This is a genomic window from Blastococcus sp. SYSU D00695, from assembly GCF_054050555.1.
The window spans coordinates 35265-48646 of record NZ_JBJGZP010000004.1 but is presented as its reverse complement, the minus strand read 5'-3'; the positions used below and the strand labels follow the sequence as shown (position 1 = coordinate 48646).

Here is a 13382-nt window from a genome sequence, read left to right as displayed (position 1 = left end):
GGCTCAGACCAGCTGGAGGCTGCGGTCGGCGCGGCCGACGGTGACCCGCTGACCCCAGGAGAGGGTCAGCCGGTCGGCCTCCAGCCCGTCGCCGAACACGACGAGCCCGTCGGACTCCGCGTCGACGGTCAGGACGTCGTCCGCCCCGAGCAGGCCCGCGGTGCAGCCGGTCCCCGTCGCCGGCGACGGCCAGGCCTCGCGCACGAACCAGGCCAGCCGCGGGTCCCCCGGCGCGGGCAGCGGCAGCGGGTCCGACCGCTCCCGGGAGACCGACCGGCACCAGCCGGTGGCGCCCGTGCCGGTCGACACGAGGACGCCGGAGGAGGCCTGCCGCTCGGCGCCGGCACCGGGGGCGGTCAGCCGGTAGCGGGCGGTCTGGTGGGTCGGCTGGCCGACGTAGACCTCGTTGAGCGCACGCAGCACCTGCCCGTCGTCCGTCGTCGCCTGCACCATCGTGCGCGGGGTCGGCGCCGGCCGGTCCCGCAGCAGGCCGCCGACGTCGGCCGGCCGGTGCCGGACCAGCACGCCGGGGTTGCGGCCCGGCTCGGGATCGACGCCGACCACCGGCTGGCCGTCGAGGTACTTGGCGACGTTGGCGACCAGCCCGTCCTGCCCCACCACCAGGACGACGTCGTCGGGGGCGAACAGGAACCGGGGGAGGTCGGCGCGGTCCACGCTGCCGCGGCGCCAGTCGACCGGGATCGCCGCGGTCGCCGTCGCCAGGGCGCGGGCCTGCGCGGCGTCCCGCTCGGCCACCTCGGCGATGTCGCGGCCGCGGGTGGCGAGGAAGAACGTCGCCTGCGCCGCGGTGCCGTGCCGGGCGACGAGCTCGCGCAGCTCGGTGGCGCGGGAGACGACGACCACCCGCGGGGCCGGCGTCACCGGGCACCGCCGAGCTTGGCCAGCACCGGGGCGAGCAGGTCGGGGGTGAGCACCAGGCTGTCGATCTGCGGCAGGTGCGCCGCGAGCTCCTTGGCGGCCAGGGCGAACAGCACCTCCGCGGGGACCTGGGCGTGCGCGGCGAGCTCGGCGGCGGTGGCCTCGGCCCGCGCCGCGCCCAGCAGCCGTTCGGTGTCGGCCCGGACCTGGGCCGAGCGCTGGTCCCGGCGGGCCTGCGCCTCGCTGGCGACCTCGGCCGCGGCCGCCGCCTGCTCGGCCTCCCGGCGGGCGTTCACGCCGCGCTGACCGACGAGCTCCTCCTCGCGGCGGGCCAGCTCGATCTGGTTGGCCAGCTCGTTCTCGCTGATCGCCCGCTCCCGCTCGACGGCCATCGCCCGCCGCTCGTAGGTGGCCCGATCGGCCTCCTGCTGGACGCGCTCCCGCGTCGGGGTCTGCAGGGCGCGCTCGACGTCGGCCTCCGGGCGGACGGCGACCACGCGCACCCCGATGACGGCGATGCCGGTCTCGGCCAGCCGCGGGTCGGCGGCCAGGCCGCGCTCGACGGTGTCGCGGACGGGGGCGACGCCGCGGGTCAGCGCCGTGGCGAGGTCGATCGTGGTCAGCAGGTCCAGCGCGTGCTGCTGCGCCGACTCGGTGAGCAGGCCGGCCACCTGCTCCAGCGGGGTGCCCAGCCACCGGCCCGTGGCCGGGTCGATCGAGAAGTCCACCCGCGCCGCGGCCAGCGCCGGGTCGGTGACGCGGAACGTGAGCGTCATCTGCACCGTGACGTCCTGGAAGTCCGCCGTCCGGGCGTGGAAGAGCAGCGGCAGCTCGCGGTCGTCGACCGGGATCTCCGAGAGGACCGCCGAGAGCGGGCGGAACCAGAAGCTCGCGCCGGTGGCCGCCTGGACGACGCGCCCGTTGCGGACGCGGAGGACGTGCGCGGTCGCCGTGCTCCGCAGGTGGCGGACGAAGGGGTAGCGGGTGATGTCGGCCATCGAGGTGCCTCCTGCTCGGTTTGTCGTCGTCCTGACGATAAGCAACTGACGGCCTTGTCGTCAATCTGACGCTATGGTGGGCGCGTGACGGACTACGACCCGCGGGCGTTCCCGCCGGTGGCCGTGACGGTGGACCTCGTCGTCCTCACGGTCCGGGGCGGCCGGCTGTGCGTGCTGGTGGTCCGGCGCGGACCGGAGCCGTTCGCCGGCCGGGAGGCGCTGCCCGGCGGGTTCGTGCGCCCCGACGAGGACCTGCTCGCCGCCGCGGCCCGCGAGCTGGCGGAGGAGACCGGCCTGACGCCCGGGGCGGCACACCTGGAGCAGCTGGCGTCCTACGGGGCGCCCGACCGGGACCCGCGGATGCGGGTGGTCACGGTGGCCCACCTGGCCCTGGTCGCCGACCCGCCGGAGCCGCGACCCGGCAGCGACGCGGCCGGGGCCCGCTGGGCGCCGGTGGCGGAGGTGTCCCCGGGCCTGGCGTTCGACCACGACGCGGTGCTGGCCGACGGCGTGGCGCGGGCGCGGGCGAAGCTCGAGTACACCGCGCTGGCCGCGTCCTTCTGCGGGCCGGCGTTCACCGTGGCCGAGCTGCGGCGGGTCTACGAGGCGGTGTGGGGGCGGCCGCTGGACCCGCGGAACTTCCACCGCAAGGTGACCAGCGCGCCCGGCTTCCTGGAGCCGACGGGGGAGTCCACCACCCGGGACGGCGGCCGGCCCGCGCAGCTCTACCGGCGCGGTCCGGCGAGCGTCCTGCACCCGCCGCTGCTCCGCGCGGAGAACTGAGCGGCCGCCGGCCGCACGGGGACCACCGGCCTATGCCGCGCCGTCCCCGTCCAGGTCCAGCCGGGGCCAGCCCGCCAGGTCCTGCTGCATCTGCCGGTCGTGCGTGGCGACGACGACGGCGGCGGCGGTGACCTGGAGCGCCGCGGTCAGCTCGTCCACGAGCGCGATCGAGAGGTGGTTCGTCGGCTCGTCGAGCAGCAGTGCGTGGGGGCGGGCGGCCAGGGCGATGGCCAGGTCCAGCCGCCGCTGCTGCCCCGTGGACAGCTCCCGCACGGCCCGGCGCAGGTCCGCGGAGCGGAACAGTCCGAGCGCGGTCAGCGCGACCGCGCCCTCCGCGGCGCCGTCCCCCTCGGCCGTGAGCCCCCGGACCGCCGCGTCGAACACCTCCGCCACCGGCCGCCGTTCGGCCCGCGGGGACTGCTGGCGCAACAGGTGCACGCGCACGCCCGGCGCCCGGTGCACCCGGCCGCCGGTGGGCGGCAGCTGCCCGGCGAGGACCGCCAGCAGCGTCGACTTCCCGGCGCCGTTGGGACCGCGGACGACCAGCCGGGTCCCGGAGTCGACGGCCACGGAGACCGGCCGGTCCAGCCGGCCGGGGACGGCGACCTCGCGCGCCGCCACGAGGGTGGCCCCCGGACGCCCCGGCAGCTCCGGCGCCCGGAACCGCAGCGGCGGCTCCGGCGCGTCGATCTCGTGCCGGCGCAGCTCCTCCTGCCGGCGGTGCACCGCCCGGACCAGCCCCGGGGCGCGGGTGGCGCGCTGGTGCTTGCCGGTCCCCTTGTCCGGTCGCCAGCCGGTGACCAGCCGGTTCTGCGCCGCGGAGAGGTCCTGGTGCAGCCGGGCGGCCTCGGCGACCTGCTGCTCGTGCTCCGCCGCCCAGCGGGCGAGCTCGACGCGGCGGCCGGCCCGGTATCCCTGGTAGCCGTCGCCGTACACGCGCGGGCGGCCGTCGCGGCTGGGATCGAGGTCGACGATCGCGGTGGCCACGTCGGTCAGCAACGCCCGGTCGTGGCTGACCACGACGACGCCGCCGGGGGAGCCGCGCAGCGCGTCGGTCAGGAAGGCCAGGCCGGCGGCGTCCAGGTGGTTGGTCGGCTCGTCGAGCAGCAGGAAGTCGTGCCCGGCGCCGAGCAGGCAGGCCAGCCGGACGCGGTAGCGCTGACCGACCGACAGGGTGGCCAGCCGTCGCGACCGGTCGGTCACCGCGCCCAGGGCGGCCAGCGCGACGTCGACCCGCCGCTCGGCATCCCACGCGTCGAGCGCCTCCACGGCGTCCAGCGCCGCGGCGTAGTCCTCCGCTGCGTGCGGCCGGCCCTCGGCGAGGGCGGCGACCCCCGCGTCGAGGGCTCGCAGCGCCGCGCGGGCGGGCCCCAGCTCGAGCTCCACCGCGTCGGACACCGTGGCGCCGTCGTCGCCAACCATCTCCTGCTCGGCCACGCCCAGCGTGCCGACGCGCTGCACCTGCCCGGCGTCGGGGACGAGCGTTCCGGCCAGGACGTGCAGCAGCGTCGACTTGCCGCGGCCGTTCTCGCCGACGACGCCCCACCGGGAGCCGGGGGTCACGGCGAGGGAGACGCCGTCGAGGACGGTGCGACCGCCACGCCGGACGCCGACCTGGTCGACGGTCAGTTGCGCCCGCGCACGCGCGGGCAGGGTCAGGGGGCTCATCTCGGATCCTCCGAACGGAGGCACCCTCCGGCCGCTCACGGCCGGGGTGCGCTTCGCGCTGATGCGACCGCCGAGCGGTCGATGGCAGGTCAGGACGACCCGCGGGCTCGCGATCGCGAGGGGCGGGCCGTTCGGGAGGACCTCAGAGGTACTGCGGGGTGAGCACGAGGAGACGCTAGGTGACGCGGTGGGCGGCGGCCAACCGGATTACGCCACCCGGGAGACCGGGACGCACCCAGGCCCGTCCCGGCCGCCTGGAGGGCGACCGGGGACGGGCCCGGGGGCTCGCTGCCCGACGGCGCAGGTCAGTTGGCCATGTCCACGAAGCGGCTGTAGTGACCCTGGAAGGCCACCGTGACGTTCGCGGTCGGGCCGTTGCGGTGCTTGACCAGCATGATGTCGGCCTCGCCGGCCCGCGGGGACTCCTTCTCGTACATGTCCTCGCGGTGGATCATCATGACCATGTCGGCGTCCTGCTCGATCGAGCCGGACTCGCGGAGGTCCGACAGCATCGGCTTCTTGTCCTGACGCTGCTCGGAGCCACGGTTGAGCTGCGACATCGCGATCACCGGGCACTCGATCTCCTTGGCGAGGAGCTTGAGCGCTCGGGAGAACTCCGAGACCTCCTGCTGGCGGCTCTCGACCCGCTTGCCCGACGTCATGAGCTGCAGGTAGTCGATGACCACGAGCTTGAGGTCGTTCCGCTGCCGGAGACGCCGCGCCTTGGCCCGGATCTCCATCATCGTCATGTTCGGGGAGTCGTCGATGTAGAGCGGGGCGTCGGCGACCTCGCCCATCCGCCGGGCGAGCTTCGACCAGTCCTCGTCCGACAGCGTGCCGGCGCGCATGTGGTGCAGCGGCACCTTCGCCTCGGCCGACAACAGACGCATCGTGATCTCGTGCTTGCTCATCTCCAGCGAGAAGATGACCGTCGCCATGTGGTTCTTGATCGCCGCTGACCGCGCGATGTCGAGCCCGAGGGTCGACTTGCCCACGCCGGGCCGGGCCGCGATGACGACCATCTGGCCGGCCTGCAGGCCGTTGGTGAGCTCGTCGAGGTCGCGGATCCCGGTCGGCACGCCGCGGCTGACCCCGCCGCGGCTGGCGATGGCGTCGAGCTCGTCCATCGTCGGCTGGAGGATGTCCTCCAGCCGCGAGTAGTCCTCGCTCATCCGCTTCTCGGTGACGTCGTAGATCTCCTGCTGGGCGCGGTCGACGATGTCGTCGACGTCGCCCTTCCCGCCGGCCGCGCCGTAGCCCAGCTGGACCACGCGGGTGCCGGCCTCCACCAGGCGCCGGAGCACGGCCTGCTCGGCGACGATGGCCGCGTAGTAGCCGGCGTTGGCCGCCGTCGGCGTCGAGGCGATGAGCGTGTGCAGGTAGACCGCGCCGCCCATCTTCGACAGCTGGTCGGTGCGGTTGAGCTCGGCGGCCACGGTGATGGCGTCGGCCGGCTCACCGCGGCCGTAGAGGTCGAGGATGCAGTCGAAGATGATGGCGTGCGCCGGCCGGTAGAAGTCGGCGCTGTGCAGCTGCTCGACGACGTCGGCGATCGCGTCCTTGCTCAGCAGCATCCCGCCGAGCACCGACTGCTCCGCCTGGACGTCCTGCGGCGGCTGCCGGTCGTACTCCGGCGCCGTCGCCTGCGGCCGGCTGAAGTCGTCGGCCACCGCCACGTCGGTCCTCCATCCACTCCCCGGCGCACCCCGCCACAGACCCCGGCCATCGGCCGCGGCCCGGTGGGGGAGCACCAGACGTTCGTCACCTGTCTCGAACGTGCGTTCGAGACGTTCCTACCGGAGGGCACCGACAGTCCTGGTCGGGCGGGCAGGCGGGGACGACGTTAGGAACGGCGGACCGGTCCGTCCAACACCGGTGTGGGCGGCGTTCTGCACAACTTGTGGACAAGTCGGTGGACACAGGCGTGTCGACATGTGGAGACGGCGGGGGACGGCGCGGGGGATCCCGGCGTATCCCGCTCCTGACCAGCGCCGGGACGACGCACGGGGTGTGGACGGGAGAAATCCGGGGGAACTCGCCGTGTCGTCCCCCGGCGTGTCGCCCGCGCGCCGCAGGTGTCCCAGCCGTCACACGGCCGCCCCTGACCCGCCGTCGCGCCGGGGACGCGGCACCCGACGACGGTGTGCGCCCAGGCCGCGTTCCCGGGCCCAGGAGGCGGCCTGAGCGCACATCGACCGGCGTCGGAGCACCGTCAGGGGGCGGGAGCCCGTCAGGGGCCGCAGACGCCACGAGGGGCGCCGGACCGGAGTCCGACGCCCCTCGTGGGCGGTGCAGGTGGATCAGGCGGCGACGACGTCGATCGTCAGCTCGCTGCTCACCTCGGGGTGGATGCGCACGGTCACCTTGTGGTGGCCGGTCGTCTTGATGCTGCTGGGCAGCTCGATCCGGCGGCGGTCCAGCTCCGGGCCACCGGCGGCGGTCACCGCGGCGACGACGTCGGCGGTGGTGACGCGACCGAACAGGCGGCCACCCTCACCGGCGCGAGCCGGCACGCGGACGGTCATCCCCGTGAGGCGGCCGGCCACGGCCTGCGCCTCCTCGAGGCTGCGCACGTCGCGGGCGGCACGCGCCCGGCGCAGCGACGCGACCTGCTTCTCGGCACCCCGGGTGGCGACGATGGCCAGCCCGCGGGGCAGGAGGAAGTTGCGGCCGTAGCCGCCCTTGACCTCGACGGTGTCGCCGGAGGACCCGAGACCGGTGACCTCCTGCGTCAGGATCAGCTTCATCGTGCTCATGATCAGCGCGCCGTGGAGGTGTAGGGCAGCAGCGCCATCTCACGGCTGTTCTTCACGGCCGTGGCGACGTCACGCTGGTGCTGGCTGCAGTTGCCGCTGACGCGGCGGGCACGGATCTTGCCGCGGTCGGAGATGAACTTCCGCAGCAGGGTCGTGTCCTTGTAGTCGACGTAGGTCGCCTTGTCCTTGCAGAACTGGCAGACCTTCTTCTTGGGCTTGCGCACAGGGGGCTTGGGCACTGGGTTCTCCAGGTACGACGTGGTTCAGGAAAAGTGCAGATGAGGGTTCCCGGCCGGGAACCGCGGCCCCCTCGCAGGGACCCGCGCCGCGCGGAGCGGGGCGAGGGGGTCCTCCGAGGGGTCCTTCCTCAGAAGGGGGGCTCGTCCGACGGACCGGCGGGCGTCGACCACGGGTCGCTCGCGCCGCCGCCACCGCCACCACCGAAGCCGCCACCGCCGCCGCCGCCGAAGCCGCCGCCACCCTCACCGCGCTGGGCCTTGGTGACCTTCGCGGTGGCGTAGCGCAGCGAGGGGCCGACCTCGTCGACCTCGAGCTCGACGACGGTGCGCTTCTCGCCCTCCTTCGTCTCGAAGGAGCGCTGCTTGAGGCGGCCGGAGACGATCACCCGCGAGCCGCGCGTGAGGGACTCGGCGACGTTCTCCGCCGCCTGCCGCCACACGTTGCAGCGCAGGAAGAGCGCCTCGCCGTCCTTCCACTCCTGCGACTGACGGTCGAACGTCCGCGGGGTGGAGGCGACGGTGAAGTTGGCGACGGCCGCGCCCGACGGCGTGAACCGCAGCTCCGGGTCGGAGGTCAGGTTTCCGATGACGGTGATGACGGTCTCGCCGGCCATGGTCAGTGGACCTCGGGCCGCATCAGCTTGGTGCGCAGGACCGACTCGTTGAGGTTCAGCTGCCGGTCGAGCTCGGCCACGGCCGCGGGCTCGGCGTTGATGTCGATGACGGCGTAGATGCCCTCGATCTGCTTCTTGATCTCGTAGGCGAGCCGACGACGACCCCAGATGTCGACCTTGCCCACCGTGCCACCGGAGTTGGTGACGACGGTCAGGAACCGGTCGAGGGAGGGAGCGATCGTGCGCTCCTCCAGCTCGGGGTCGAGGATGACCATCAGTTCGTAGTTGCGCATGGAGAAACCCCACCTCCTCTGGTCTCGGCGGCTGCAGTGCTTCTGCAGCAGGAGGGTCGTACATGCGTCGCGCGCCCTCCGCCCGGAGACCGGGAGGCGAACGCGCCACCGCACAGGCTACCAGCGCCGCACCGGGCGCCCCCCGCCGTCCACAGCCGGGCACCGCCGCCGAGCGCACGGCCGGGGTCCCGTCGGACCCGCGAACTACTGTCGCGGCCGTGGCGACCCACCCGATCGGCGTACACGTCGGCCCCGGCCTGAGCGACGAGGGCGAGCTGCTGGACGGCGGCCCCGCCGCGCGCGCCGCGGAGATGGACGCCGACGCCGTCCAGGTCTTCCTCGCCGACCCGCAGGACTGGAAGGCGCCGCAGCCGCGGCCCGACGCCGACGCCCTGCGCGGGATCGCGGTGGTCGTGCACGCCCCCTACGTGCTCAACGTGGCGACCACGAACAACCGCATCCGGATCCCCAGCCGCAAGCTGCTGGGCCAGCACGCGCAGGCCGCGGCCGCCGTCGGCGCGCTCGGGCTGGTGGTGCACGGCGGTCACGTGCTGGCGAAGGACGACCCGGCCGCCGGGGTGGACAACTGGCGCAAGACCTTCTCGCGCCAGGCGGAGGCCGGGGGCTTCCCCGTGCCGCTGCTGATCGAGAACACCGCCGGCGGCGGCAACGCCATGGCCCGCGACCTCGACGCGCTGGCCCGGCTGTGGGAGGCCGTCGGGGAGTTCGGCGCCGGCTTCGTGCTCGACACCTGCCACGCCTGGGCCGCCGGGTGGGACCTGGAGACGGCCGTGGACGACGTCCGGGCGATCACCGGCCGCATCGACGTCGTCCACCTCAACAACAGCCGCGACCCGGCCGGCTCCAGCCGGGACCGGCACGCGCCCCTGGCCGACGGCGAGATCCCGACCGAGCTGCTGCTGGGCGTGGCCCGCGCCGCCGACGCGCCGATCGTGCTGGAGACCCCCGGCGACGCGGCGGCGCACGCCGGGGAGGTCAGCCTGGTGCGGTCGGCGCTGCGCTGACCGGCTCGCGCCGCCCCGGCCCCGGCAGGGTGAACCGGTCGGGGGCGTGGTCCAGGACGCCGCCGGCCGGGTCGTCGACGCCCGGCCAGCTGGTGCGGACGACGTCGGCGTCCGGGCGCAGCACCTCGTACACGACCAGGCCGATGAGCAGCACCACCGCCACGTCGCGGGCGACGACGACCATCCAGAACCACTCCTCGTCGATGCCCCGGTTCGGCGTGCCGAGGTACCAGAGCATCGTCACCACCCACACCAGGGCCTCGACCACCTGCCACAGCAGCAGCGAGCGCCACCGCGGGCGGGCGAGCAGCGCCAGCGGCAGCAGCCACAGCGAGAACTGCGGGCTCCACACCTTGTTCAGCAGCAGGAACCCGGCGACGAGCAGGAACGCGACCTGGGCGACCCGGGGCCGCACCGGGGCGGCGAGCGTCAGCCAGGCGACGCCGAGGCCGTAGGCCAGGAGCACGACCGCGACGACCGCGTTGAGGACCGACGGGGTCTGCCCCTCGGCGAGCGGGCCGTCGAAGGCCCTCCCGTCCGAGAGCGTGATCACGAGGTTCCACAGCGTCTCGGGGTTGGCCGGGCGGCTGCGGCTGAACGTGAAGAACGTGGCCCAGTTGTCGAACGCCAGCAGGGCGACCGGCACGTTCACGACGAGCCAGGCGACGGCGGCGGCCGCCGCGGTGCGCAGCCACGCCCGCCACCGCCCGGCGCGCAGGCACAGCAGCAGCAGCGCGCCGAGCACCAGCAGCGGGTAGAACTTCGCCGCCACCGCGAGCCCCAGCAGGACCCCGGCCAGCGCCTGCCGCTCGCGGGCCCACGCCCACAGCCCCAGCCCGGTCAGCGCGACGGCCAGCAGGTCCCAGTTGGTGAAGGCGTGCACCAGCAGCAGCGGCGACAGGGCGACCATCGCGGTGTCCCACGGCCGGCGCCCCGACAGCGCGACCACCGTGCGGACGACGACGAGCGCCAGCAGCGCCAGCAGCAGGCAGGTGACGACGTAGAAGGCCTGCACGTCGGGGATGGTCGGCAGCAGGCTCGAGGGCCCGGAGACGTCGCCGTACGCGCGGGCCACCGTGGCCGCGAGCGCCATCAGCCCGCCGGTCAGCACCGGGTACTCGACGGCCGAGTCGAGGTAGGGGACCGCGCCGTGGTCCAGGCCGTGGACGCCGAAGAGCGGGACCGCGTCGTTGTAGCAGAAGTGCGTGTACTGGACGTGCCCCGTCCAGTCACCGGACGAGCAGGGAGCCTGCTTCACCCACGCCAGGGCGAGCACCGCCGAGGCGAGGAGCAGGCAGACCCGCAGCGGCGTCCAGAACAGCGCCCGCCCGACGACGGCGTGCCGACCCCACGGGCCGCCGACGGCCTCGCTGGCCTGCGCGACGATCGGGTCGGTCCAGGTGGGGACGACGCGGTCGGGCCCCTCGGGGAGCACCCGCACCGGCCGCGGGGAGGACCCCCGGGACGGCACGGACCCCCCGGCAGCAGTGCTGTCCGAGGGGTCCGTGGGGTGCGGGGCGCCGGTCACGCCCCCAGTCTGCCGGGCTCAGCCGCCCCGGCCGGGAGTGGCGGTCGCGGTCGCGCCGGCCCCAGCGCCACCGGCGGGCGGTGCCGTGGTCCCGGGCTGGGGCCCTTGCGGGTTCTGCGGGTTCTGGGGCCCCGGTGCGTTCGGGTCGGGGGCGTTGGGGTCCGGGACGTTCGGGTCCGGGGCGTTCGGGTCCGGCGCGTTCGGGTCGGGGACCTCGGTCGCCGTCTCGGTCGGCGTCGCCGGCGGCGCCTGCGTCGTCGGCGGCGCGGGGGCCTCGGACGTCGGGGGCGCGGTCTCGGTCGCCGGCGGGCCGTTGCGGTCGGCGTCGATGATCGGCTCGTCGGGCAGCGGCTCCTCCGGCGTCCCCGCGAGGACGGCGTCCATGAACTGCTGCCAGATGGCGCCGGGCAGCCCGGAGCCGTAGATGATCCGCCCCTGCGCGTTCACGATCGGGTCACGGCCGTCGGTGCCCATCCACACCGCCGTCGACAGCGACGGCGTGAAGCCGACCATCCAGGCGTCGGAGTTGTCCTCGCTGTTGAGGCCCTGCGTACCGGTCTTGCTGGCCACCGGACGGTTCCCGTCCAGCGAGCGCCGCGAGTAGTCCGCGACGCCCTCCATGGCGAACGTCGTGTCGGCGGCGACGTCGGCCGGGATGACCTGCTCGCCGGGGTCGCCGCCGAACTCCAGCAGCACCGCGCCGGAGCTGTCGGTCACGCGGGAGACGAAGTACGGCGCGCGCTCGACGCCACCGGCGGCGAGGGTCGCGAAGCCGTGCGCCTGGTCGATCGGGCGCATCTCGTACTCGCCGATGCCGATGGAGGCGCCGGTCCCGCCGTCCCCGTTGGCCAGCGTCGTGGCGCCGTTGTCCCAGCTCTCGGGCAGGCCCGCGGCCGCCAGGGCGGTGGCGCGCACGTTCTCCGGCCCGACCTCGAGGGCGAGGCCGTAGAAGGTGGTGTTCAGCGACCGGGTCATCGCCTCGACCAGCGTGCAGTTCCCGCACGAGGCGCCGCCGGAGTTGCGCACCGGCGCGTCGCGGTCGGGGAAGGTCTGCGGGGAGGAACCGTCCCGTCGGGACTCCACGCCGATGCCCTGCTCCAGCGCCGTGGCCAGCACGTAGGGCTTCATCGAGGAGCCGGGCTGGCGCAGCGCCTGCGCGTAGTCGAACGCGGTGCCGCTCGGTCCGCCGTAGTAGGCGCGGACCGCGCCCGTGCGCGGGTCGATCGCCACGAGCGCCTGCCGCAGGTTGTCCGGCTCGCCCTGGAGGACGTCGGTGACCGCGGCCAGCGCCGCGTCCTGCGTGGGCTTGTCGACCGTGGTGGTGATCCGCAGGCCGCCGGCGGAGATCTGCTGGTCGGTGTAGCCCTTCGCGCGCAGCTCGGCGAGCGCCTGCTGCACGACCAGCCCCTCGGGGCCGCTGGGGATGCCCAGGCTGGAGCCGGTGCGCGGCAGCACGGGCGGGTAGACGGCCGCGTCCCGCTGCTCGGCGGTGAGCCAGTCCTCCTCCACCATCGCGTCCAGCACCCGGCCCCAGCGGGTCTGTGCGCCCTCGGGGTCGGCCTCGGGGTCGTTGTTGGAGGGGTTGCGGATGAGGACGGCGAGCACCGCGCCCTGCTCGGCGGTCAGGTCGCTGGCCGGGACGCCGAAGAAGGTGTTGGCCGCCGCCTCGATGCCGTAGGCGCCGCGGCCGAAGTAGATGGTGTTCAGGTAGTTCTCGAAGATCTCGTCCTTCGAGTAGTTGTTGTCCAGCTTGATCGCCAGGAAGAGCTCCTGGAACTTGCGGCTGAACGTCTGCTCGTGCGTCAGGAACGCGTTCTTCACGTACTGCTGGGTGATCGTCGACCCACCCTGCGTCGAGCCGCCGGTGACGTTGTTCCACGCCGCCCGGAGGATGCCGGTGAACGAGATGCCCGGGTCGGAGTAGAAGTCGCGGTTCTCCGCGGCGAGGATCGCGTTGCGGGCCGGCTCCGACACCTGGTCCAGCGAGACGTTCGTGCGGTTCTCGTCGCCGAGGCGGGCCATCTCCGTGGTGCCGTCGGAGTAGTACACGACCGTCGTCTGGGCGTTCTGCACGCTGCTGGGGTCGGGCACCTCCGTCGTCGCGTAGACGACGCCGACGAAGACGGCCAGCAGCACGAACATGCCCGCCAGGACGCCCGCGGCGATCTTCAGCCTGCGGCGGCGGCGCTGCTTCTTCGTGCGGACCGGCTTGCCCTTGCCGCCGCGGCTCCGGCCGCCGCTGCCGGAGCCGGGCGGACGGCCACCGGAGCCGGGCGGGCGGCCACCGCCGGACCCGCCGCCGGCCGGGCGGGCGCCCGACGAGCCGCCGCGCGACGCCGTCGTGCGGCCACGCCCGCCCCCGCCGGACCGGGCGGGGGGTGGGCGGCGGACCGAGCCGGCCCCCGGGCCGACCGGTGACGTCTCGTCGTGGGAGGGCACGCGCGAGCCCCTTCCTGACAATCGAGTGGGACGGGACGGGTACGTCCCGCTCCCCAGGGTGACGGATGCTGCTGTGAGTGCGGTGCAGGACCCGCGGGTGCTGTGACCAGCCTCCCCGCACGCCGACGTGCGGGAACGGCCCCGGCGACGGCGCTGGGAG

General features: G+C 74.6%; 12 protein-coding genes. 2 read left to right on the top strand and 10 right to left on the bottom strand.

Going from position 1 to position 13382, the window contains the following annotated elements; genetic code table 11:
• Nucleotides 1-3: 3 nt before the first annotated feature.
• Complete coding sequence (locus ACI781_RS04025; protein WP_456564778.1) at nt 4-882, bottom strand: hypothetical protein; 879 nt, start codon at nt 880-882, stop codon at nt 4-6.
• Nucleotides 879-1877 carry an SPFH domain-containing protein gene (locus ACI781_RS04020; RefSeq protein ID WP_456564777.1) on the bottom strand — a complete coding sequence of 333 codons (999 nt, stop codon included), beginning with the start codon at nt 1875-1877 and terminating at the stop codon, nt 879-881. Before ACI781_RS04020 ends, ACI781_RS04025 begins: the two co-directional genes overlap by 4 nt.
• Nucleotides 1878-1961: 84 nt before the next feature.
• Here ACI781_RS04020 and ACI781_RS04015 point away from each other — a divergent pair, with 84 nt between their 5' ends.
• Nucleotides 1962-2660, top strand: a complete 699-nt coding sequence (locus tag ACI781_RS04015; RefSeq protein WP_456564776.1) for an NUDIX hydrolase — start codon at nt 1962-1964, stop codon at nt 2658-2660.
• 30 nt (nt 2661-2690) lie between these two features.
• Here the strand turns inward: ACI781_RS04015 and ACI781_RS04010 are convergent, their stop codons facing one another.
• The 6 genes from ACI781_RS04010 to rpsF form a co-directional block, all read right to left on the bottom strand.
• The gene (locus ACI781_RS04010) at nt 2691-4328 is read right to left on the bottom strand and encodes an ABC-F family ATP-binding cassette domain-containing protein (RefSeq protein ID WP_456564775.1); all 1638 of its coding nucleotides are present in this window, start codon (nt 4326-4328) and stop codon (nt 2691-2693) included.
• A 305-nt stretch (nt 4329-4633) separates the two neighbouring features.
• Nucleotides 4634-6004: a replicative DNA helicase gene (gene dnaB / locus ACI781_RS04005; RefSeq protein WP_456564774.1), complete on the bottom strand. Its 1371-nt coding sequence runs from the start codon at nt 6002-6004 to the stop codon at nt 4634-4636.
• Nucleotides 6005-6628: 624 nt separating this feature from the next.
• Entirely contained in the window at nt 6629-7075 is a 447-nt protein-coding gene (gene rplI / locus ACI781_RS04000) for a 50S ribosomal protein L9 (RefSeq protein WP_456564773.1), read from the bottom strand.
• 11 nt (nt 7076-7086) lie between these two features.
• A complete protein-coding gene (gene rpsR, locus ACI781_RS03995; protein ID WP_014378671.1) occupies nt 7087-7323 on the bottom strand; it encodes a 30S ribosomal protein S18 in 237 nt (78 codons plus the stop codon).
• Nucleotides 7324-7451: 128 nt separating this feature from the next.
• Nucleotides 7452-7937: a single-stranded DNA-binding protein gene (locus ACI781_RS03990; RefSeq protein ID WP_456548356.1), complete on the bottom strand. Its 486-nt coding sequence runs from the start codon at nt 7935-7937 to the stop codon at nt 7452-7454.
• Nucleotides 7938-7939: 2 nt separating this feature from the next.
• Entirely contained in the window at nt 7940-8230 is a 291-nt protein-coding gene (rpsF, locus tag ACI781_RS03985; RefSeq protein ID WP_456544339.1) for a 30S ribosomal protein S6, read from the bottom strand.
• Between the two features lie 218 nt (nt 8231-8448).
• Between rpsF and ACI781_RS03980 the strand changes: the two genes are divergently transcribed.
• A complete protein-coding gene (locus tag ACI781_RS03980) occupies nt 8449-9255 on the top strand; it encodes a deoxyribonuclease IV (protein WP_456564772.1) in 807 nt (268 codons plus the stop codon).
• On the opposite strand, the gene ACI781_RS03975 is transcribed toward ACI781_RS03980, so the two are convergent.
• Together ACI781_RS03975 and ACI781_RS03970 are read right to left on the bottom strand one after the other, a co-directional pair.
• Nucleotides 9227-10696 carry a glycosyltransferase family 87 protein gene (locus ACI781_RS03975; RefSeq protein WP_456564771.1) on the bottom strand — a complete coding sequence of 490 codons (1470 nt, stop codon included), beginning with the start codon at nt 10694-10696 and terminating at the stop codon, nt 9227-9229. The genes ACI781_RS03980 and ACI781_RS03975 overlap by 29 nt on opposite strands.
• A 105-nt stretch (nt 10697-10801) precedes the next feature.
• A complete protein-coding gene (locus ACI781_RS03970) occupies nt 10802-13222 on the bottom strand; it encodes a transglycosylase domain-containing protein (protein ID WP_456564770.1) in 2421 nt (806 codons plus the stop codon).
• Nucleotides 13223-13382: the final 160 nt, after the last annotated feature.

What these genes read in the sequence shown, in the direction of transcription:
- ACI781_RS04020 (WP_456564777.1), bottom strand. Translation starts at nt 1,877, where the DNA reads ATGGCCGACATCACCCGCTACCCCTTCGTCCGCCACCTGCGGAGCACG.
- ACI781_RS04010 (WP_456564775.1), bottom strand. Translation starts at nt 4,328, where the DNA reads ATGAGCCCCCTGACCCTGCCCGCGCGTGCGCGGGCGCAACTGACCGTC.
- rplI (WP_456564773.1), bottom strand. Translation starts at nt 7,075, where the DNA reads ATGAAGCTGATCCTGACGCAGGAGGTCACCGGTCTCGGGTCCTCCGGC.
- ACI781_RS03990 (WP_456548356.1), bottom strand. Translation starts at nt 7,937, where the DNA reads ATGGCCGGCGAGACCGTCATCACCGTCATCGGAAACCTGACCTCCGAC.
- rpsF (WP_456544339.1), bottom strand. Translation starts at nt 8,230, where the DNA reads ATGCGCAACTACGAACTGATGGTCATCCTCGACCCCGAGCTGGAGGAG.